This is a genomic window from Flavivirga aquimarina (assembly GCF_030540835.1).
GTDB classification, from domain to species: Bacteria; Bacteroidota; Bacteroidia; order Flavobacteriales; family Flavobacteriaceae; genus Flavivirga; species Flavivirga aquimarina.
In genome coordinates this window covers 1-22,428 of record NZ_JAUOEK010000068.1, presented here as the reverse complement: position 1 = coordinate 22,428, position 22,428 = coordinate 1, and the positions used below count along the sequence as shown (strand labels likewise).

At 32.8% G+C, this 22,428-nt stretch carries 15 protein-coding genes; 7 read left to right on the top strand and 8 right to left on the bottom strand.

The features are described 5' to 3' along the window. The 3 genes from Q4Q35_RS05275 to Q4Q35_RS05265 are packed head-to-tail and all read right to left on the bottom strand — an operon-like array spanning position 1 to position 3,596. Positions 1-1,827 (bottom strand): GNAT family N-acyltransferase, encoded by a 1,827-nt coding sequence (locus Q4Q35_RS05275; RefSeq protein ID WP_303276899.1) that lies wholly within the window; start codon positions 1,825-1,827, stop codon positions 1-3. Between the two features lie 22 nt (positions 1,828-1,849). After that, positions 1,850-3,115 (bottom strand): aspartate kinase, encoded by a 1,266-nt coding sequence (locus tag Q4Q35_RS05270; protein ID WP_303276898.1) that lies wholly within the window; start codon positions 3,113-3,115, stop codon positions 1,850-1,852. Between the two features lies 1 nt (position 3,116). Next, positions 3,117-3,596, bottom strand: a complete 480-nt coding sequence (locus tag Q4Q35_RS05265) for a GNAT family N-acetyltransferase (protein WP_303276897.1) — start codon at positions 3,594-3,596, stop codon at positions 3,117-3,119. A gap of 123 nt (positions 3,597-3,719) precedes the next feature. On the opposite strand from Q4Q35_RS05265, the gene fbp reads away from it, so the two are divergent. Then, positions 3,720-4,727, top strand: a complete 1,008-nt coding sequence (fbp, locus tag Q4Q35_RS05260) for a class 1 fructose-bisphosphatase (protein WP_303276896.1) — start codon at positions 3,720-3,722, stop codon at positions 4,725-4,727. Positions 4,728-4,879: 152 nt separating this feature from the next. On the opposite strand, the gene Q4Q35_RS05255 is transcribed toward fbp, so the two are convergent. The 5 genes from Q4Q35_RS05255 to gltB all read right to left on the bottom strand — a co-directional run bounded on the left by Q4Q35_RS05255 (position 4,880) and on the right by gltB (position 13,197). Continuing rightward, a complete protein-coding gene (locus Q4Q35_RS05255) occupies positions 4,880-5,416 on the bottom strand; it encodes a hypothetical protein (protein WP_303276895.1) in 537 nt (178 codons plus the stop codon). 124 nt (positions 5,417-5,540) lie between these two features. Further along, a complete protein-coding gene (locus Q4Q35_RS05250; protein WP_303276894.1) occupies positions 5,541-6,152 on the bottom strand; it encodes a hypothetical protein in 612 nt (203 codons plus the stop codon). A gap of 11 nt (positions 6,153-6,163) precedes the next feature. Next, a complete protein-coding gene (locus tag Q4Q35_RS05245; RefSeq protein ID WP_303276893.1) occupies positions 6,164-6,421 on the bottom strand; it encodes a hypothetical protein in 258 nt (85 codons plus the stop codon). 793 nt (positions 6,422-7,214) lie between these two features. Then, on the bottom strand, positions 7,215-8,678 hold the full coding sequence (locus Q4Q35_RS05240) for a glutamate synthase subunit beta (RefSeq protein ID WP_303276892.1): 1,464 nt from the start codon (positions 8,676-8,678) through the stop codon (positions 7,215-7,217). A gap of 4 nt (positions 8,679-8,682) precedes the next feature. Beyond that, positions 8,683-13,197 (bottom strand): glutamate synthase large subunit, encoded by a 4,515-nt coding sequence (gene gltB, locus Q4Q35_RS05235; protein ID WP_303276891.1) that lies wholly within the window; start codon positions 13,195-13,197, stop codon positions 8,683-8,685. 462 nt (positions 13,198-13,659) lie between these two features. On the opposite strand from gltB, the gene Q4Q35_RS05230 reads away from it, so the two are divergent. The 6 genes from Q4Q35_RS05230 to Q4Q35_RS05205 all read left to right on the top strand — a co-directional run bounded on the left by Q4Q35_RS05230 (position 13,660) and on the right by Q4Q35_RS05205 (position 22,265). Further along, positions 13,660-14,670, top strand: a complete 1,011-nt coding sequence (locus Q4Q35_RS05230; protein WP_303276890.1) for an outer membrane beta-barrel protein — start codon at positions 13,660-13,662, stop codon at positions 14,668-14,670. A gap of 83 nt (positions 14,671-14,753) precedes the next feature. After that, the gene (locus Q4Q35_RS05225; protein WP_303276888.1) at positions 14,754-15,092 is read left to right on the top strand and encodes a P-II family nitrogen regulator; all 339 of its coding nucleotides are present in this window, start codon (positions 14,754-14,756) and stop codon (positions 15,090-15,092) included. A 23-nt stretch (positions 15,093-15,115) separates the two neighbouring features. Beyond that, a complete protein-coding gene (locus Q4Q35_RS05220; RefSeq protein WP_303276887.1) occupies positions 15,116-16,381 on the top strand; it encodes an ammonium transporter in 1,266 nt (421 codons plus the stop codon). Positions 16,382-16,793: 412 nt separating this feature from the next. After that, the gene (gene porZ, locus Q4Q35_RS05215; RefSeq protein ID WP_303276886.1) at positions 16,794-19,130 is read left to right on the top strand and encodes a type IX secretion system anionic LPS delivery protein PorZ; all 2,337 of its coding nucleotides are present in this window, start codon (positions 16,794-16,796) and stop codon (positions 19,128-19,130) included. Then, positions 19,130-19,849: a DNA repair protein RecO gene (gene recO, locus Q4Q35_RS05210; RefSeq protein ID WP_303276885.1), complete on the top strand. Its 720-nt coding sequence runs from the start codon at positions 19,130-19,132 to the stop codon at positions 19,847-19,849. The genes porZ and recO overlap by 1 nt, the downstream gene beginning before the upstream one ends. Positions 19,850-19,853: 4 nt before the next feature. Further along, entirely contained in the window at positions 19,854-22,265 is a 2,412-nt protein-coding gene (locus Q4Q35_RS05205) for a TonB-dependent receptor plug domain-containing protein (protein WP_303276884.1), read from the top strand. Positions 22,266-22,428: the final 163 nt, after the last annotated feature.

The following is a 22,428-nucleotide window of genomic DNA, read 5'->3' as shown; positions in this document are numbered from 1 at the left end:
TTAACTATCATTATTTTCCAACTTACTTTCTAATTCTGCTTGAAACTCTTCCATTACAGGACGCACGGTGCTTTCTGGTAAGTCAGCAATTTTAATGTACATCAAGCCATCGACAGCATTATTAAACAGTGGGTCTACATTAAATGCAACTAATCGAGCATTTTGTTTTATGTATTTCTTTAATAGTACAGGTAAGCGTAAAGCACCGGGTTCTACCTCGTCTATAATTTTATCAAACTTATTTAAGTCGGCTTCGGTAGCATCAAAAACAAAATCTTTATCGGCATCTTTAAGGATGACTTTAAATTCCTTTTTAGGATGCACATATTGTGCAATATATGGGTCGTAATAATGTGATTTCATAAACTCGATCATTAATGACTTTGAGAAATTAGAAAACTGGTTACTAATACTAACGCCACCAATTAAAAATTTATGCTCAGGAAAACGAAGTGTAGTATGTACAATACCTTTCCAGAGTAAAAACAAAGGCATAGGTTTTTGTTGGTATTCTTTAATAATGAAAGCACGTCCCATTTCTATAGACTGGCTCATCATTTTATGCAATTCCGGTTCGAACCTAAAGAGATTTTGTAAATAAAATCCATCTATACCATAACGCTCATATATCTTAGAACCTAAGCCCATCCGGTAGGCACCGGCAATTAATTTTTTTTCACTATCCCAAAGAAACATATGGTGATAATAGCTATCAAAAGTATCTAAATCTATAGCTTCGTTTGTACCTTCACCAACCTCTCTAAATGTGATTTCTCGTAAGCGTCCAATTTCACGTAAAATGTTAGGCATACTTTTGGGTTCTGCTAAAAACACTTCGTAATTTTTACTTTGCAGCAGCCTGAAATTATTTTTAACAAGTGCTTCCACTTCTTTTGTCATCAACATACTGTCGACAGGTGTCACAATACTTTTAGGAACTTTAGGGGTTTTTAATGTTGACGAAATATTATCTAAAATCTTTGATTTATCTTCAAAAGCATTTGATAACATATAAGTTTTTCGTCTTAAAAAATCCGAAAAATCATCGAGAGAAGTGTGTTCTTTTTGATCGGCAACAGAAATAGGTTTTCCTATTCTAACTTTTATGGTACGTCGTTTTTGAGTTAATAACTCAGACGGCAATTTAGCAGTTCTAAAAGTGTCACTAATTTTAGAAAGCTTATAAAATAATTTACTGTTTTTAGCGTGAAAATAAATGGGAACTACAGGGACTTCGGCTTTTTTTACAAGCTTCATAGCAGCTTCTTCCCATGGCTTATCAACGACTAATTTACCATCTCTATATGTTGATACTTCTCCAGCGGGGAAAATACCTAGTGGATGTCCATCTCTTAAATGCAAAATAGAATTTTTAAAACCTGAAATACTGGATTTAGTATCTTTCCTGTCCTCAAAAGGGTTAACAGGCATGATGTACGGTTTTAAAGGCTCTATTCTATGTAATAAAAAATTAGCTATTATTTTAAAGTCTTTTCGCTGCTCAAGCATAAGTTTTAAAAGTAATATACCATCAATACCACCAAGTGGATGATTAGAGATAGTAATGTAAGCACCATCTTTTGGTAGGCGTTTCAAATCTTCTTCAGGAATTTCAAATTTAATTTGAAAATCACCTAGAATACTATCTAAAAAAGGTAAAGCATTGAGGTGTTTGTTACGCTTATATATTCTATTAAGAGTAGATATTTTAAGAACTTTCATTAAAACCCAACCAATAAAAGTACCTATAAATCCATATTTGCTTAATTGGATAGCTTTAGCAACTTCTTTGGCGGTTACTAGCCCTGTATTTTGTTGTTTGGTCATGAGTGTAAATGTACTAAATTGTTTATTTAGTTACTATCTGAACTGTTTCTTGGGTTAATTGTTTTAATAACACAGTTTTATCTCCCTCAATCTGCCTAATAGCATTTTCGTTATAATGACGAATAGTATAAAGTGATACATTTTCGTTACAAGTTACATTAAATTTTGCTCTTAAATGATGTAATAATTTATCGAGGTTATTAAAAAGATTATCCACACAAACCGAAAAACTAATGGCAGAATTTTGAATAACATCTACTTTCATTTTATATTGATGCAGTAAGTTGAAAATGGCACCGATATTTTCTTCAACGATATATGAGAAATCTAAGGATGATAATGAAATTAAAACTTGATTTTTCTTTACAATGAAGCAAGGAATCATGGGTTCTAGAGTAACATTTTTGCCAATTCTGGTTCCTGCTGCTTCAGGGTTTAAGAATGATTTTACGTATAAAGGAATTTCTTTTCCTTGTAAAGGTTGTAATGTTTTTGGGTGAATTACTGATGCGCCATAGAAAGCCAATTCTATGGCTTCTCTGTAAGATATTTTATTAAGCAGTTGAGCATTTTCAAAATAACGAGGGTCGGCATTTAAAACCCCAGGAACATCTTTCCAAATAGTTACACTTTCGGCATTTAGACAATACCCATAAATGGCTGCTGTATAATCACTGCCTTCTCGACCAAGTGTTGTTGTAAAGTTATTAGAGTCGCTGCCTAAAAAGCCTTGTGTAATATTTAAAATAGTTTTGTTGAATTTTGAAGTTATTAGACTTTGTGTTTCTTCCCAATTTACATTGGCACGTCTATAATAATTATCTGTTTTAATTTGTGTTCTAACATCAATCCAATTATTTTTTAGGTTAATTGTGTTTAAATAGTCGCTTATTATAGTTGTAGAAACTAATTCGCCAAAACCTATTACCTGATCGTAAACAAAGTTATAATCAGGTGATTTATTTGTTGTAAAAAAGGTGTTTAACTCATCAAAAAGAGTTGATACATTTTTAAAGGTAGGATGATTTTCATCCCGATAGTTATCGGGATCAAATAAATCTAATAAAATGGCATTATGATATTTTTTAACTTCTTGAAGTGAACTTTGCAATTGGCTTTTGTCTTCAAAATAATTTTTAATTACAACTTCCAAAGCATTGGTTGTTTTTCCCATAGCAGAAACAATAATTAATGTATTTGCAGACCCCACTTTTTGTAATACCGACGCTATGTTTTTTACACCTGCAGCATCTTTTACCGATGCCCCACCAAATTTGAATACGTGCATGCTATAATTTTGAGATATAATCTTTTATTCCCTGTTTGTCTAATTGTACCACCATCCAACCGCGTTTAATATGGGCTCCTTTTTTTTCATAAAAATTTATGGCAGGTTCATTCCAGTCAAGGACTTCCCAATTAACACGTTTTACACCTATATTATGAGCATATTTAATAACTTCGTCTAAAAGTGCTGTCCCCAAACCAAAGCCTCTCATCTTTTCACTTACTACTAAGTCTTCTAAATGTACAGCCTTTCCTTTCCAAGTCGAATATCTATTAAAAACTAGAGCAATACCTTCAATTTTAGTGTTAACTTCTGCAACAAAACATTGAAATGAAGGGTTATTACTAAATCCGTCTGTTTGTAGTTCTTCAACAGTAACTTCGACAGCATTTGCTTCTTTTTCAAAACTGGCTAATTCTTTTATTAGATGAAGTACTTGAGGCATGTCATTCTTAGTGGCTTTGCGTATAGTGTAATTCATAGATTATTATAATTATTTCAAATATAGTTTAAAGTTGATTATTTAAAGCTATTAATCTTTTCCGAAAACGTTGTAGTTCATTAAAAAATAATAGATATTTGCACAAACAAAACCAACGCTTTTATGTCTCATAAAAAACAAACTTTAGGAGAATTTATTATTGAAAACCAATCATCTTTTAAATACTCATCAGGCGAACTATCCAGTCTTCTTAATTCCATTCGATTAGCAGCAAAAGTAGTAAACCATGAAGTAAATAAGGCGGGGTTAGTAGACATTATTGGCGCAGTTGGAGATACTAATATACAAGGGGAAGACCAACAAAAATTAGATGTATATGCTAATGAAAAGTTTATACAAACACTAACTAAAAGAAACATTGTTTGTGGTATAGCAAGTGAAGAAGAGGATGATTTTATCGCTATTAACAGTCAAGATGAAAATCATCAAAATAAATATGTTGTATTAATAGACCCTTTAGATGGTTCTTCAAATATTGATGTGAATGTATCTGTGGGAACTATTTTTTCAATTTATAGGCGTATTACACCAGTTGGAACTCCTGTGACACTAAAAGATTTTTTACAAAAGGGCAGCCAACAAGTTGCAGCAGGCTATGTGGTTTACGGAACGTCTACTATGTTGGTTTATACAACAGGAGATGGCGTTAATGGCTTTACACTAAACCCTGCAATAGGATCATTTTATTTATCGCATCCAGATATGGAATTTCCCAAAGATGGAACTATTTATTCTGTTAATGAAGGAAACTATATTCATTTTCCTCAAGGAATAAAAAATTATATAAAATATTGCCAAGAGGAAGAGGATGACAGGCCATATACATCAAGATATATTGGGTCTTTGGTGTCTGATTTTCATAGAAATATGATAAAAGGTGGTATTTATTTATATCCTCAAAGCTCTAAGAACCCAAATGGGAAATTACGTTTGTTATACGAATGTAATCCTATGGCATTTTTGGCAGAACAGGCCAACGGTAAAGCTAGTGATGGCTTTATAAGAATTATGGATATTGAACCTACAGAATTACATCAACGAGTGCCTTTTATTTGTGGAAGTAAAAATATGGTTGAAAAGGCTGAGGAGTTTATGCGAAATACAAAATAAAATGCGAACTTAAAAAGTTCGCATTCAACCCCTGCAACTATAGCAGGCTTCTAATTGATAAATAGCAGTTATTTTGTAGATAATGTACTTTAATTTTCTTTATTGTTATGTTATCTTAATTTTAATGAAATCTACTAATAAGTACTATTGATTTAAAACCTTAAGGTCGCTCCAATGTTTAAGATAGATACACCGTATCCCGCTTCAACAAACGCAGCGATAGTCTTTGTAAAATACCAACGCCCGCCTATATACCCTGAGGCACCAGCTGCACTACTATAGCTACCCAAACTACTGTCATTGTCTGAAATATTATTGTATGAAACCATAGCGCCAGCATAGACATCTAAATTGTCAATATCGAAACCTGTATAATGGTATGCACCACGAATTCCAAAGATGATATAGGTCCATTTATAGTGATTTGAATAAAATCCGTCATAACTAAATGTTTTATATCCAAAATAAGCTCCCAAACTTACAACCCCTGGACCAGGCAAGTCCCAAATACCTCTTTCATAAGATGCTCCAAATCCAATGCCTTCTGTTGCACCTGAATATACTGAAAGACTACTGCCAATTCCTATCCCAGCATTAATAGCATTAGTTCCTACTTTAAATTCTTGAGATGAAGCAAAATGCATGGTAAGTAATGTAAAAATTACTGAGAGAATAATTGATTTTTTCATTTTGGTTGTTTTTATTTTTTAGTATTTGATAATTTTAAGTTTGATTTATTTTCTGCATTACTATAAAATAGTTTGCATTAAATCAGTATTAATTTATTGTTCTCTGAGATAAATTATTATACGTTTATTGTTTAGGAGAAATAAAGTCTGAATCGTAAAGCAGTCTTCCTGTATTGTCTGGAATATATACTCCATCTGGATTCCCTTTATTATCAAGCATCATAATAGCCATTTGCATGTCTTCTAAGCCATCTTCGGTTACTTTTCCAGAAATAGCTATTGTGGCGGAAGCCAATACAGAATCATTTATTTGACTTGATGTTTTTAAGAACATCGAAAATTCATTATTACTGCCTGAAATAAAAGCACCATTACCTTCATCCTTTTGTGAGAAATTCACATGATTACCAATGTAATCAATGGTAAGAGTCTCATTATTTTGATTACTGAAAGTAGCCAGATAATCGCTAAATAAATGTCCAGGAATATCTCCTGATACTGTTGAGGCTTCAAGGATTAATGGACTAAACAAAAAAGTACCTTCTAAATTTGGAGGTGCATTACCTGTATTAATGTCAAAACCCAAGTCTTCAAGGGCATCTATCAAATCTTCATTATAGAAAGCTATGATGTCTTCGATAGAGCCTTCAAAAACATCATCTTGATTATCATCGCTTTTACTACAATTAAACAGTATGGTTAATGCTAATAATGTAAATATTAATTTTGTTTTCATGGTTTTTTATTTTAATCCTCGCAATAGGCTAAAGTTAAATCTATTAATTCTTGAATACTACCGTCTTCATCTGTATCGGGACAAGCATTCCTAAGACTTTGTAGTTCACTTATTTGTTCTGAACACGTCAAATCGCCTTCATAATCATAATACTTTAACAATTCATCTAAACATTTTATACTATCGATAGAGTCTTTAACTTCAGAACAGCCTGTAAACATTAGAGTGATTAAAGCTATAACTGCAATAAATTTGGTTGTTTTTTTCATCTTTTGTTTTAAATTATTGATTAATAGAATTTTGATTTCATTTTTAAAAGTTTGATTAATAGTTATTTTGGTTATAGTTTATTTTTTAGTGATTTCGCAAAAGCCCATTATTACTTCCTTACATTGCAGGTCATGCCCCTATTGGTTTCTTTTATACGTAACCCTTTTATTAGGAAGAGAGTGACAATTGTCTTCTCATTGTACCTTCTGTAATTATGATTAATTCTAAAAGTGTCCCTCTTTTTATAGCTCTTTCTTGAGAGAATATAATAAGTGAAGAATAATAAAAAAGAAATCCTTTTTTGTTTTCATTTAAAAATAGTTTAGTTGGTTAATAGCAATTAAAACCTGTAAAACAAGAAAATTAAAAATGAAAGATTTAGGAGGGGTTTTTATAACAAAAAAAATTTAAAAAATAAATATTAGCCTACACATTTAATAAGATAAATATTACATTTTAGTATAAAAACAATTATTTTAGAAATAGGGTGGTATAAATTTGATTAATTTAAAAAGAGTTGTTTATTTCTATACCTGCCTACTGATGAAGCTAAGAGAGAAGTATTAATGTATAGTACCAGTTCAGATGTAAAGTTACGGTTGAGTATTATGAAGGAGCATTGCATAAAAAGAAATGCTTTATTTGAGTAATTTTATATTGGGAAATGGTGTAAGTAATTGATTTACAGCGTCAATTGAATTAAGGTACTCCATATGCAAACATCAAAAAAACGTCTAAAAAGTGTTGTTCTGAACGACACTTTTTAGACGTTTTTATAACTAGGAGTTTTATTTATAAGGCCACCAAGTCCCCACTAACATCCTTAGAAGGCAAATTAGATTTACCCATTAGGTAAATATCTACCTGACGTGCAGCCTCCCTACCTTCGGAAATAGCCCAAACAATTAAAGACTGTCCGCGGCGCATATCTCCGGCGGTAAATATATTTGGAATGTTTGTTTGATATTTTCCGTATTCAGCTTTATAATTAGAGCGAGCATCTCTTTCAATACCTAACTTATCGGACAAAGTACTTTCAGGACCAGTAAACCCTAATGCTAATAAAGCCAAATCGCAAGGCCATGTTTTTTCAGTACCTTCAATTTCTATAAGTTGCGGACGTTCACCAGGAACCATTTTCCACTCTACATTAACCGTTTTAAGAGCAGTAAGCTTACCATTTTTGTCGGTTACAAACTCTTTGGTATTGATCAACCAGTTGCGCTCAACACCTTCTTCGTGCGAAGATGATGTTTTTAACTGCAATGGCCAATAAGGCCAAGGTGTAGTTGGCGAACGATGCCCTGGAGGTTTTGGCATGATTTCAAAATTTACTACCGATTTTGCACCATGACGATTAGATGTTCCAATACAATCCGAACCTGTATCACCACCACCAATAACGATAACATGTTTATCGGTTGCTAATACTTGTTCTTTTATGTCTTGCCCAAAAACAACTTTGGTTTGCTGTGTTAAGAAGTCCATAGCCTGTACCACACCATCAGCATCAATACCTGGCGTTGGTAAGCTACGTCTTTCTGTAGCACCACCACATAAAACAACAGCATCAAATGCTTTTAATTCTTTTGCGTCGTAGTTTACACCAACATTTACATTGACTTTAAAAGTAATCCCTTCTGCTTCCAAAATAGCGACACGACGATCAATAATCTCTTTTTCCATTTTAAAGTTCGGAATGCCATAACGTAATAATCCTCCAATAGCGTCATCTCTTTCAAAAACAGTGACTGTATGTCCTGCTCTATTTAATTGCTGAGCAGCAGCTAAACCGGCAGGCCCTGAACCAACTATGGCTATGGTTTTACCAGTTCGAGATTTTGGTGGCTGTGGTTTAATCCAACCTTCTTTAAAGGCGCGTTCTACAATATTTTTTTCAATATTTTCAATTGATACTGGGTCTTCAATAATACCTAATACACAAGATTTTTCACAAGGAGCCGGACATAAACGTCCTGTAAACTCTGGAAAGTTATTAGTTGAATGTAATAACCATGAAGCTTTTTGCCATTCACCTTGGTGCACCATGTGGTTAAAATCCGGAATTAGATTACCAAGTGGGCAACCACTGTGGCAAAACGGGATACCGCAATCCATACAACGAGACCCTTGTTTTGTTAATTCTGGTTCACTTAAAGGAACCGTAAATTCTTTATAATGCTCTACCCGTTCTTTTACAGGTTTGTACGCTTCATCTTGTCTTTCAAACTCTTTAAATCCTGTTACTTTTCCCATGACATTATGCTGTTGTTAATTCTTCTACCATTGGTTCTTCATTAGCAATTCTCTCTAACGCTACTTTATATTCTTTAGGCATTACCTTAACAAAGTTAGCTAAGTAATGATCCCAGTTAGCTAGAATTTCTTTACCTCTATTACTGTTAGTATAGGTTACATGCTTTTCAATTAATTCTTTTAATTCAGTGGCATCAGCTTCAGTAATAGGATCGAAATCTATAGTTTCTTCGTTACACAACCCATCGGTGAACTGTCCGCTTTCGTTTAAAACAAAAGCATAACCGCCACTCATACCAGCGGCAAAGTTTCTACCTGTTTTTCCTAGCACAACTACGCGACCTCCAGTCATATATTCACAACAATGATCCCCTACACCTTCAACAATTGCTGTCGCTCCTGAGTTTCGTACAGCAAAACGTTCACCAGCAATACCATTTATATAAGCTTGACCATGAACAGCACCAAATAGACAAACATTACCAACGATAATATTTTCATTAGCAACAAAATTCGCAGAAGCAGGTTTTTTAACAATCAATTTAGCACCAGATAATCCTTTACCTAAATAATCGTTTGTATTTCCTTCTAAATTGAAAGTTAATCCGTGTGCACCAAAAGCACCAAAACTTTGACCAGCAGATCCTGTGAAGTTAATGTTTAATGTGTCTTCTGGTAAGCCCAGATGCCCATAGATTTTTGAAACCTCATTACTTACAATGGCTCCAACAGTACGATTAACATTCTTTATCGGATATGCTAGGTTCGTTTTTTCTTTTCTGTATAAAGCTCTATGTGAGTCTTTTAATATTTTAAAGTCTAAAACGTTATCTAAATTATGATCTTGTTGTTCTGTATTCTTTATGGTCATTTTACTATACGCAGCAGGTCTATGTAAAATACTTGATAAATCTAAACCTTTGGCTTTATAATGCTTAATGGCTTTATTAGCGTTTATTTTATGGGTTTGACCTACCATTTCGGACATGGTTCTAAATCCTAATTGCGCCATAATACTTCTTAATTCTTCGGCAATATAATAGAAGAAGTTAATAACATGCTCTGGTGTGCCTTTAAAGTTTTTACGCAATTCTTTATCTTGTGTTGCCACACCAACAGGGCATGTGTTTAAATGACATTTACGCATCATAATACAACCGGAAGCGACTAAAGGTGCTGTAGCAAATCCAAATTCTTCAGCCCCTAGAAGCGCCGCAATTGCAACATCTCTACCAGTTTTTAATTGACCGTCACATTCAACAACTATTCTACTTCTTAAATTGTTTAATACCAATGTTTGTTGTGCTTCAGATAAACCAAGTTCCCAAGGTAAACCGGCATGTTTTAATGAGGTTAAAGGCGAGGCACCTGTACCACCATCGTAACCGGAAATAAGAACAACATCGGCTTTTGCTTTGGCAACTCCAGCTGCAATGGTACCAACACCTACTTCAGATACTAGCTTTACATTGATTCTGGCATCTCTATTGGCATTTTTTAAATCGAAAATTAATTGTGCTAAATCTTCAATAGAATAAATATCGTGATGTGGTGGAGGCGAAATTAAACCGACAAAAGGGGTTGAATTTCTAGCGTCTGCAATCCATGGTAATACTTTTTCACCAGGTAATTGTCCGCCTTCTCCAGGCTTGGCTCCCTGAGCCATTTTAATTTGAATTTCCTTGGCATTGGTAAGATAATGCGATGTTACTCCAAAACGACCTGATGCTACTTGCTTTATTGCTGAACTACGACTGTCGCCGTTTATATCTTTTTGAAAACGTCTTCTGTCTTCTCCGCCTTCACCAGAATTTGATTTACCACCAATACGGTTCATTGCGATGGCTAAGTTTTCATGTGCTTCTCTGGAAATAGACCCGTAAGACATAGCACCTGTTTTAAAACGCTTGACAATTTCTGTCCAAGGTTCTACTTCTTCTAATGGAATAGGGTCTAAATTGTCAAATTCAAATAACCCACGAATGGTCATTAGATTTTCCGATTGTTCGTTGATTGCTTTTGAGTAAACATCATAGCTTGCTTGATCACTTAATCTAACAGCTTGTTGTAATTTTGCAACGGTGGTTGGGTTAAATAAATGGCGTTCACCATTACGTCTCCATCTGTAATCGCCTCCAATGTTTAAACCTAAGCGTTTATCAATTAAATTATCTGGGTAAGCTTGTTTATAACGCTCGTTAATTTCTCTTTCAATTTCATAAAGCCCAATACCTTCAACTCTTGAAGCAGTATAAGGGAAATATTTTTCTACAAATTGAGAATTAAAACCAACGATTTCGAAAATTTGAGAACCTCTATAAGAGTGTAGGGTAGAGATTCCAATTTTGTTCATAATTTTCAAAATACCTTTACCTATAGCTTTGTTGAAATTATCGACAGCTTTTTGCTCGTCCATGCCTGTAATAAAACCTTCTTTTACTTGCATTCTGATAATTTCATTTACCATATAAGGATTTATGGCACTAGCACCATAACCAAATAGCGTAGCAAAATGATGAGGTTCACGTGGTTCGGCAGATTCAATAATAATATCGAAGTAAGAACGCTTACGTAAACGGTTTAGTTGGTGATTTACATAAGAACATGCTAATAAAGCTGGGATAGGTGCAAATTCTTGATTAACACCTCTATCGGAAAGAATTATGATATTTGTTTTTCTTTCTAATGCTTTTTCTATTTGTTTTATAATATCCTCTAAAGCATCTTCCAGACCATTTAAACCTTGTGCTTTTGGGTAAAGCATTTGAATAGTTTCTGCTTTAAAGCTTTCAATTTGAATGGTACGTATTTTTTCTAAATCAGCATTAGAAATAACAGGATTTTGAATTCTTAATTTTCTACACTGTCTATCTGTTATGCTAAATATATTTCGGTCTTTACCAAGATTTAAACTAATATCGGTTACAATTTCCTCACGAATACCATCTAATGGTGGGTTAGTAACTTGTGCAAATAGTTGTTTAAAGTAGTTTGAAATTAGTTGAGGTCTATCTGATAAAACTGCTAATGGTGTATCAATTCCCATGGAGCCTAAAGCTTCCTTACCTACAACAGCCATAGGTGTGATAACTTCTTGAATATCTTCAAACGTATAGTTAAATAATCGCTGTCGTGTCTTTATGTCAATAGTCTCAATTGGGCAAGTCTCATTGGTGTAAGGAACATCTTTTAAATGTAATCTTGTTTTATCTAACCATTCTTTATAAGGTCTTTCCGAAACAATTTTACTCTTAATTTCTTCATCTTCAATAATACGTCCTTCGTTCATGTCTACCAGGAACATTTTTCCGGGCTCTAATCGACCATGTTTTTCTACATCTTCAGGAGCTATTTCTACGACGCCAATTTCAGAGGACATAATTAATTTACCACTTTTGGTAACAGTATATCTAGAAGGTCTTAATCCGTTTCTATCTAATAAAGCACCAATATAGTCACCATCTGTAAATGGTACAGAAGCTGGGCCGTCCCATGGTTCCATAATACAACCATTATATTCGTAGAATGCTTTTCTTTCCTCAGACATGGTTTTGTGTTTTTCCCATGCTTCCGGAATCATCATCATCATAATTTCTGGTAATGATCTTCCTGTGTGTGTTAATAATTCAACCACCATATCCATAGAAGCCGAATCTGACTTGCCTGGTAATATGATAGGAAATAATTTATCTATTTGAGGCCCGAAAACATCACTTTTCATGATTTCTTCGCGAACACGCATTCTACTAACATTACCGCGTAGGGTGTTAATTTCACCATTCTGACACATAAAGCGGAATGGTTGTGCTAGTTCCCAAGTAGGCATTGTGTTGGTTGAGAAACGCTGGTGTACAAGTGCCAGACGAGTAACTAAATCTATTTGTTGTAAATCTGTATAATAAGGACCGATATCTTCGGGCATTATAATACCTTTATATATTAACGTAGTAGTTGATAAACTAGGTACGTAAAAATAAGCGCTTTCAGAAATTTTAGATCTTCTAATAGTATGCTCAGTAATTTTACGTGCTGCGTATAATTTAGCCTTAAAATCCGCTTCGCTAATAGCTTCTGTTTTGCCAACAAAAAGTTGCTCAATATTAGGCTCTGAAGCTAAAGCTATTTGGCCTAATTGAGTCGAATCGACAGGTACTTTTCTCCACCCTAAAATAGAAAGCCCTTGAGCTTTTATTTCATTTTCAAATGTGTTTTTACAAAATTGGTATTGATTTGGCGTTTTTGGTAAAAACACCATACCTACGGCATATTCTCTTTGACTAGGGATATCAAAATCACAAACTCTTTTAAAATAATCATGAGGGATATCAATTAATAAACCAGCTCCATCACCAGTTTTTCCATCGGCACTTACACCACCACGGTGTTCTAATTTTACAAGAATTTCTAAAGCATCATGGATGATTTGATTTGTCTTATCTCCATTAAGATTACAAATAAAACCAGCACCACAATTTTCATGTTCAAATTCGGGTAAATACAGTCCTTGTTTCTTCAGCATAATCAACAAATTTGGTTTAAAACTTGAGTTGAAGAGCTAAGATATACACTAAGATTTGAATAACAATAAGGGGTATTTCATTATTCCGATTATAGAAACGAAGTTGAGATAAAAATAATTATATATCAATATTACACGCATTTTTTAATAAATATTCAATCTATAATTTTTAGGAATAAATACGGATATATGAATTAATACTAACAAATAATCAAATTAATGAAAATAATGTCATTAAAGTTTATAAAGTATTGACAATAATTCAAATAACAGCGTTGTTAAAAATTCAAAAATAGTCATGATAAACATAATACCTATAAAAAAATAGGGTAAAAAATGAAATATTAACAAAATTTACCTAATTACCCCTATTTTTTATAGGGTGTATGTATATTTTACATAGTTTAGTGCCACTAATTAGTAAACAAGCACAAAAAATAAATAACTAAAATTTAAACAATTATGAAAAAACTATTCACACTTTCAATGCTTTTTATGGCAACAGTTTTATTTGCTCAAGAAGAGGAAGCTTCTGATAAGAAAGTATCTATAAGCGGAACAGTTGATGCTTATTACAAAACAAATATAACATCTACTGATGTAGCTAATGCGGCATTCAATGATGGTGATGGAGGTTCTCAAAATTTTGGAACTTCTTTTGCCGATGAGACAGGTTTTGCACTAGGTATGGCAAATATTATTGCTAGTTATGAAGGCGAGAAAACAGGTGTTGTTGCTGATATTGCATTTGGACCTAGAGCAGATTCTGCTACTGGTGGATTTAATTTAAATCAATTGTATGCATACTGGAATGTATCAGATGGGACAACATTAACTTTAGGTAGATTTAATACATATTTAGGGTACGAAGTAATTTCGCCAGCAGCAAACTTTAACTATAGTACGTCTTATTTATTCTCTAATGGGCCATTTTCTCATGTAGGTTTAAAAGCAGATTTTGCTTTATCAGACGATTTTAGTTTGATGTTAGCAGTTATGAATGCTACAGATGTTAATAGTAATACTACTGGAGATTATGCTTTAGGAGCTCAATTAGGATATGCAGGTCAATTTTTAAATTTCTATTATGATTCAGGTGTTGTGCTTGGATTTGAAATTGATTATACTGGTGGGTTCGATTTATCAGACAGTTTCTTCTTAGGGATTAACGGTGCTTATGCAGATAATGATGGAAATGGATTTTATGGTGCTGCTTTATATCCACAACTTGCAGCCTCTGATAGTTTTTCAATTGGTTTAAGAGGTGAGTATTTTAACTGGATGAATGATGCTCCTGTAGATGATACTGATGTATTTGCTGTGACTTTAACTGGAAGTTATACATTGGAAAACTTAATAATAAAGCCTGAATTACGATTAGATAGTAATTCTGAAGAGGTTTATTTTAATTCAGATTTAGAAACAACAAAAAGTTTAGCTGCTTTTACACTAGCTGCTATATATTCATTCTAAATAAAAACAATTAAGCAAGCATTACTGAAACATCAGTAATGCTTTTTTAGATTAATGTCTAATCAATAAAACCATATATAGATATGAAGAAAATTGAAGCAATTATTAGAAAGTCCAAATATAGTGTAGTGAAAGAAGCACTGCATGATGTTGGAGTAAACTTTTTCTCTTACTGGGATGTTACCGGTTTAGGAAATGAAAAAGAAGGACATGTTTACAGAGGCGTATCATACAGTACTAGTGATATACAACGTAGATATTTATCAATCGTAGTAAATGATGATTTTGAAGAAGTAACTATTCAAGCTATTCTTAATTCTGCCGGAACCGGAGAAGTAGGGGATGGTAAAATATTTGTATCAGATGTTAAAGAATGTTACAGAATACGAACAGGGGAAAAGGGTGGAGACACTTTAAAATAATAATATTTAAAATCATTTAAATTATGGAAGGATTAGGATTATTTACAGCACATAACGTATGGATGATGGTCTGTACAGCACTCGTTTTCTTTATGCATACAGGTTTTGCATTTCTAGAAATTGGGTTAACAAGGCAAAAAAACACAATCAACATTTTATTTAAAAATATTTTTATTATAACAGTAGGGTTACTATTATACTATATTTTAGGTTTTAACTTAATGTATCCGGGGTTTGCTGAAGGGTCTTCAGGATTTTTTGATTTTGCTGGGTTTGGAATTGCTCCACCTGAAGGAGGAATGACAGCAGCTTATGCTGAATCGGATGCAGGTGCTAATGATGGTGGTTACACTTGGTGGACAGATTTCTTATTCCAAGGGATGTTTGCTGCTACAGCTGCAACAATTGTTTCGGGAGCTGTTGCCGAACGTATTAAAATTGGGCCATTTATGATATTTGTGGTATTATATGTTGGTATTATATACCCATTAGCCGGATCATGGAAATGGGGAGGTGGATTCTTAGATATGAGAGAAACTCCTTTTTACGATTTTGCAGGTTCTACATTGGTACACTCTGTTGGTGGCTGGGCTGCTTTAGTTGCTGTTTGGTTATTAGGATCTCGTATTGGTAAATTTAAGGACGGTAAACCTCAAGCAATTCCAGGACATAATATTCCATTAGCAACTGCAGGAGTATTGGTATTATGGTTAGGATGGTTCGGATTTAACGGTGGTTCTGTGCTTTCTGCAGATCCAGAATTAACATCAATAACTTTAGTTACTACATGTTTAGCCGCTGCGGCAGGTGGTGTGGTTGCTGCTTTTGTATCATTCTTAAGATATAAAAACTTAGATTTAACTATGTTTTTAAATGGTATTTTAGGTGGATTGGTAGGTATTACTGCTGGAGCAGATCAAATGAGTCCAGAAGATGCTATTATAATTGGAGCTATTGCTGGTGCTTTAATCGTATTTGCTGTTAGCTTTATTGATAAATTAAGATTAGATGACCCTGTAGGAGCTATTGCTGTACACTTAGCTTGTGGTATTTGGGGAACTTTAGCTGTTGGTATTTTTGGAGCTTTAGCTGGTGTAGATCAGTTAATTAGTCAATTAATTGGTATACTTTCTTATGCAGTTATTTGTATAGTTTCATCGTTCCTTATACTTTTTACACTTAAGAAAACAGTTGGTATTAGAGTTTCTGAAAAAGAAGAATTAGAAGGTCTAGATAGTCATGAACATGGAATGAGTGCTTATGCTGATTTCAGAATGAATGAGCATTAATTAAAATTAATTTAATTAGTAATCAAAGAAAGATGTCCTGCACGTGTAGGGCATCTTTTTTTGTATATAAGTATAAACACAAATTCTTTAAGTTAATTAATTGCAGAATCATTTTAAGTGATGATCAAGTTTGATAAAAAGATAAAGCCTTTGATTATTGAAGGCTTTATCTTTTAATATGCTATTAGCTAACAAACTTGGTAAGTGTTAATCTCAAGTAACCTAATAATGTAGAGTAAGACTATTAAAATGATTATTAATATTTAATAATAAAAAGCTTATTTTGAGTCTTACAATATGCAGCCACATAATTTCACAAAAATTGTCAACTTACTTTTGGATGACTTAAAATATATTATTTTGAAGTAAAATTCGTTAGTTATAAATATATTTGAATTTCTAAATACAATACATGCTAAAAAGACTAGTTGTTTTCATGATTTTCTTGTCGCCATTGCTGCAATTTTCTCAAGATTTTTCTGCATTATGGGAAGGCCATTTTTCATATAATACTATAAAAGATGTATCGCAAGGCAATAATAAAATTTATGCGGCAGCAGAAAATGCTGTTTTTAGTATTGATATACAAACAAACGAAATTGAAGAACTTACTACTGTTAACGGATTATCAGGAGAGACGATTTCGACAATTTATTATAGTGAGATATATGAATTATTGGTTATCGGGTATGAGAATGGTTTAATAGAAATAGCCTTTGATAACGATGATACGATTCTTTCTGTTGTTGATATTATTGATAAGCCTACAATTCCATCATCAAATAAAAAAATAAATCACATTAATGCTTATCAAAATGTTATATATATTTCGACAAACTATGGGATTTCGGTTTTTGATTTGGAAAGGTTAGAGTTTGGAGATACTTATTTTATTGGTAATGGAGGAAGCCAGATCCAAGTAAATCAAACCACTATTTCTGATGATTATATTTATGCTGCTTGTATAGATGGTATTAGAAAGGCTTTAGTATCTAGTCCAAACCTTATAAATTATCAAAATTGGCAATTAATTAATTCAGGTAATTGGTTATCAATAGAATCTCAAGCAGATGCATTATATGCTATAGGAACTAATAGACGAATGTATCAAATAGTCAATGATGTTTTAAATCAAATATTTCTCTATGGAAATACACCACTGGATATGAGATCTGTTGGTGAAAATTTAATAGTTACCACACAAAATGAGGTATTTGTTTATGATGCTGATTTTAATATAATATCTCAAGTTTCTATAGACCCTTCTTTTGATACCCAATATAATTCTGCTATCATAGGTTTAGAGTATATGTATATTGGAACTAATGATTTTGGTGTTTTAAAAACACCATTGGTAAACTCAACAACATTTGAAGAAATACACCCTGATGGACCACTGTTTAATATTCCATTTTCAATTGAAGCAGAAGCAAATGGTTTGTGGGTTACTTTTGGTGAATACGATGTGTTTTATAACCCATACCCATTAAATAGTCGTGGATTTAGTCATTTAAAAGATGGTGTTTGGACAAATAATCAATTTAGTGAAGTTTTAGAAGCAAAATGTTTGAACAGCATTGCCATAAACCCGTTTAATTCTGATCAAGTATTTATAAGTTCTTTTATTAATGGATTGTTAGAAATTAATGAAGATGTTCCGGTTACTTTATATAATGAAACTAATAGTGGTTTAGAATCTTTAATTTCACCACGTGATCCAAATTATATTGATATACGTGTAGGGCCTTCTTTATTTGATAGTAACGGATTATTGTGGACAACGACGGCACTTATAGATAACCCTTTAAAGTCATATAACCCAACTACCAATCAATGGAGTTCTTATAGCTTTACAGATGTTATTCCCGATGGATTCTCTGATGGTAATTTAGGTTTTGGAGATATCGTTCTTGGGGTAGATGAAACTAAATGGATTGCGAGTTATAAGTTCGGTCTCATTGGGTTTAATGAAAATTCTCAATTAATTAAAAGTATTAGCAAAGAAGATGAAAATATGCCAACAGAATTAACTACTGCATTAGCATTAGATAGACGAAATCAGTTATGGATAGGGACTTTTAGAGGTTTGCGAGTGCTTTATAATACTTCAGGTTTTTTTACAGATGATGTCCGAGTAGAAGAAATTATTATTGAGGAAGATGGTATAGCGAAAGAATTATTATTTGAACAATTTGTTACAGATATAGAAGTCGACGGTTCAAATAAAAAATGGATAGGAACTTCAGATTCAGGATTGTTTTACTTCTCTTCAGACGGGCAGGAAACAATATTTCATTTTACTAAAGATAATTCACCGTTACCTACTAATGCTATTAATGATATCTCTTTAGATAAAACAAACGGTATAGTATATGTAGCTACGACTAAAGGCTTAGTATCCTTTCTTTCTGGGGCATCCAGCTCATCCGAAAGTTTAGAAACTGCTCATGTATATCCTAACCCTGTAAGACCAACATTTAACATAGTAGATGAAAAAGTTAAGATTCAGGATATTTCAGAAAATGTAAATATTAAGATAACAGATATTGGAGGGAATTTAGTAGCCGAAGCTCAATCTGGAACAAATCAAAGATATGGAGGGTACAACCTCGAAATAGATGGGGGGACAGCTTTTTGGAATGGAAAAAACTTAGCCAATAATGTCGTTGCTTCTGGAGTTTACTTAGTCATGCTCTCTGACTTGGATTCGTTTGAAACTAAAGTTTTAAAATTAATGGTTGTTAGATAATGTTAATAACTACAAATGCTATTGTTTTATCCAAATTAAAATATAGAGATAACGACTTAATAGTTAAATGCTATACACAACAATTAGGTATAGTTAGTTTCTTGTTAAGAGGTGTTTTAAAGAGTAAAAAAGGACATTCTAAAACAGCTTACTTTCAATTACTCTCACAATTGCAATTAGTTATAGTATACAAGAATAATAGGTCATTACAGACGATAAAGGAGACTAAGCTAAATACTATTTATACAAGTCTTCACTCTAATGTTTTAAAGAGTTCCATCGTTATGTTTTTATCCGAAGTATTATCGAATACGCTAAAAGAAGAAGAAAAAAACGAAACACTTTATAGTTATATCGAAACTACGTTATTGTGGCTAGATGCACATTCCGAATATTCTAATTTTCATTTACTGTTTTTACTTAATTTAACGAGATATCTAGGGTTTTACCCGGACACAAAAAATATAGATTATTCTTTTTTTAACTTGAGCGAAGGCAAGTTTGAAACTAAATCGCAAGATAGATATTCTATATCTGGAGAAAATTTAACACTTTTAAAACAGCTATTAGGCACAACATTTGATGCATTATCTATTGTGGAAATTAACGCTAAGCAAAGACAGTCATTTTTAAGTATGATTTTGCTATATTTTGAATTACATTTGGGGAGTTTTAAAAGACCTAAATCGTTACAGATATTTAATCAGGTTTTTAATTAAAGGTATGAAGTTTTTTTATATTATTTTCTTCTTTTTACTTGTTTCTATATCTTCTCAGGCACAGAATATAAGGGTGTTTAGTGAGCTTACAAAAGAACCCATTTTTGGGGTGGCTATTTACAATATAGATAAATCTGAAAGTGTTTTTACCAATTTTAGAGGTGAAGCAGACTTAAGCAGATTTTCGGATATCGAAACAATTTACTTCAAACATTTATCACACGTATTAAAAAAAATAACGAAGCTTCAGTTAGGAAACTCAAATAAGGTGTATTTAAGCTCCAATACTCAAGGGCTCGTAGAAATTGTTATTTCAGCTTCAAAATTTGAACAAAATAAAAAAGATATTCCGCAAAACATAGTTAGTGTAAATAGTGCAAGCATTCAATTTTCGAATCCACAAACAAGTGCCGATTTGTTAGAGAATACTGGGAAAGTGTATGTTCAAAAAAGCCAACTAGGAGGAGGAAGCCCTATGATTAGAGGGTTTTCTACTAACAGATTATTAATTACTGTCGATGGCGTAAGAATGAATAATGCTATTTTTAGAGGAGGAAACTTACAAAATGTTATAGCTATTGATCCGTTTTCTATTCAAAGTACAGAAGTTACTTTAGGTTCGGGTTCTGTAATTTATGGAAGTGATGCTATTGGAGGAGTCATGAGTTATTATACTCAAAAACCAAAATTATCTTATTCAGATTCATTGTTATTTGAATCGAATATTGTTGGACGTTATGCCTCGGCCAGTGATGAAAAAACGGGACATTTCGATTTTAATTTGGGATATAAAAAATGGGCATTTGTAACAAATGGTAGCTTTACAAGTTTTGGAGATTTAAAAATGGGTACAAATGGGCCTAATGATTATTTAAGGCCTGAATTCGTTTTAACAAATGATACTGGAGATGTTATCGTTAAGAACGATAACCCATTAGTTCAAAAATTTTCCGGATACGATCAATTAAATGTCATGCAAAAAGCCCGTTACGAACCTTATAAAAATTTAAGCTTCGATTTAGGCTTGTATTATACCAGAACATCAAATATTCCTAGATACGATCGCTTAATAAGATATAGAGACGATGTCCTGCGATCAGCTGAATGGAATTATGGACCACAGGTATGGTTCATGTCTAATTTACAGATTACTAAATTAAGTAGTAATTCTAATTTATACGATAAAATTAAAGCGACTTTAGCGTATCAAAATTTTCAAGAAAGTAGGCTAGACAGAGATTTTCAATCTACCACAAGAAATGTAAGGGAAGAGTCTGTAGATGCATATTCTTTTAATTTAGATTTAGAAAAAATATTGAGTCCAAAAACGCAGTTTTTTTATGGATTAGAATATGTGTATAACAAAGTGAAGTCTGATGGAAAGGAAGAGGATATATCTAGTAATATTAGTGTAGCATCTGTTTCCAGATACCCAGATGGCGCCAGTTGGCAGTCAGCAGCAATATATTCTAGTATTAAATATAAACCACATTCTAAATTTGTTTTTCAATCTGGTTTGCGTTTTAATCATGTTGTATCTAAGGCAAATTTTGAAGAAAATAATGTCTTTTTAAATTTACCTTTCGAATCATCTAAGAATACAGCAGGAGCACTTACAGGTACTGCGGGTATTAGGTGGTCACCAAATAGAACTATACAATGGAAGCTTAATGCCTCTTCTGCTTTTAGAGCACCTAATATTGACGATATCGGTAAGGTATTTGATTCCGAGCCTGGTTCGGTAGTGGTACCCAATGAAAATCTAAAGCCTGAATATGCATATGGTGGTGAATTGGGGCTGGTATTAGATTTCGATAAAAGAGTAGTATTAGATATGAGTACATATTACACCTATTTAGACAATGCTTTAGTACGTAGGGATTACAGTTTAAATGGTAATACAGAGATTGTTTACGATGGGGAATTAAGCAATGTACAAGCAATACAAAATGCTTCAAAAGCATGGATCTATGGTTTTGAAATTGGTTTGAAAGCAGTACTTACAAACCGAATGTATTTAACATCTCAATATAACATTATTGGAGGGACTGAAGAGGAAGATGAGACAGAAGTACCAATTCGCCATGTGGCGCCTAACTTTGGAAACACCCATTTAATTTGGCTCTCTAAAAGCTTAAAGTTAGATCTGTTTGCAAATTATAATAATGAACTTTCTTTTAATCAACTAGCACCTTCTGAAGTTGAAAAAGATTATATCTATGCACTTGATGCTAATGGAGACCCATATAGTCCTTCATGGTATACATTGAATTTTAGAGCACAATATCAAATAAGTAATTCAATGACATTTACTGCTAGTTTAGAAAATATAACAGACCAACGCTATAAAACATATTCTTCCGGAATTGCGGCAGCAGGAAAGAATTATATTTTATCTTTAAAATATAGTTTATAATTCATTCCGAGGAGTGTAGTCTGGCGCATTCAGAATTTAGGTCGATATAATGATTATAAGACATAAAAACTCCAAGATTTGATTTATATGAAGTCTTGGAGTTTCTTTTTTCTAAATTTAGAGATGAGAATAGGGTTTTTATAGAGAACAAGTCATAGGTATC

Coding starts and splice junctions, on each gene's coding strand:
- Q4Q35_RS05275 (WP_303276899.1), bottom strand. CDS start 1,827: ATGACCAAACAACAAAATACAGGGCTAGTAACCGCCAAAGAAGTTGCT.
- Q4Q35_RS05270 (WP_303276898.1), bottom strand. CDS start 3,115: ATGCACGTATTCAAATTTGGTGGGGCATCGGTAAAAGATGCTGCAGGT.
- Q4Q35_RS05265 (WP_303276897.1), bottom strand. CDS start 3,596: ATGAATTACACTATACGCAAAGCCACTAAGAATGACATGCCTCAAGTA.
- fbp (WP_303276896.1), top strand. CDS start 3,720: ATGTCTCATAAAAAACAAACTTTAGGAGAATTTATTATTGAAAACCAA.
- Q4Q35_RS05255 (WP_303276895.1), bottom strand. CDS start 5,416: ATGAAAAAATCAATTATTCTCTCAGTAATTTTTACATTACTTACCATG.
- Q4Q35_RS05250 (WP_303276894.1), bottom strand. CDS start 6,152: ATGAAAACAAAATTAATATTTACATTATTAGCATTAACCATACTGTTT.
- Q4Q35_RS05245 (WP_303276893.1), bottom strand. CDS start 6,421: ATGAAAAAAACAACCAAATTTATTGCAGTTATAGCTTTAATCACTCTA.
- Q4Q35_RS05240 (WP_303276892.1), bottom strand. CDS start 8,678: ATGGGAAAAGTAACAGGATTTAAAGAGTTTGAAAGACAAGATGAAGCG.
- gltB (WP_303276891.1), bottom strand. CDS start 13,197: ATGCTGAAGAAACAAGGACTGTATTTACCCGAATTTGAACATGAAAAT.
- Q4Q35_RS05230 (WP_303276890.1), top strand. CDS start 13,660: ATGAAAAAACTATTCACACTTTCAATGCTTTTTATGGCAACAGTTTTA.
- Q4Q35_RS05225 (WP_303276888.1), top strand. CDS start 14,754: ATGAAGAAAATTGAAGCAATTATTAGAAAGTCCAAATATAGTGTAGTG.
- Q4Q35_RS05220 (WP_303276887.1), top strand. CDS start 15,116: ATGGAAGGATTAGGATTATTTACAGCACATAACGTATGGATGATGGTC.
- porZ (WP_303276886.1), top strand. CDS start 16,794: ATGCTAAAAAGACTAGTTGTTTTCATGATTTTCTTGTCGCCATTGCTG.
- recO (WP_303276885.1), top strand. CDS start 19,130: ATGTTAATAACTACAAATGCTATTGTTTTATCCAAATTAAAATATAGA.
- Q4Q35_RS05205 (WP_303276884.1), top strand. CDS start 19,854: ATGAAGTTTTTTTATATTATTTTCTTCTTTTTACTTGTTTCTATATCT.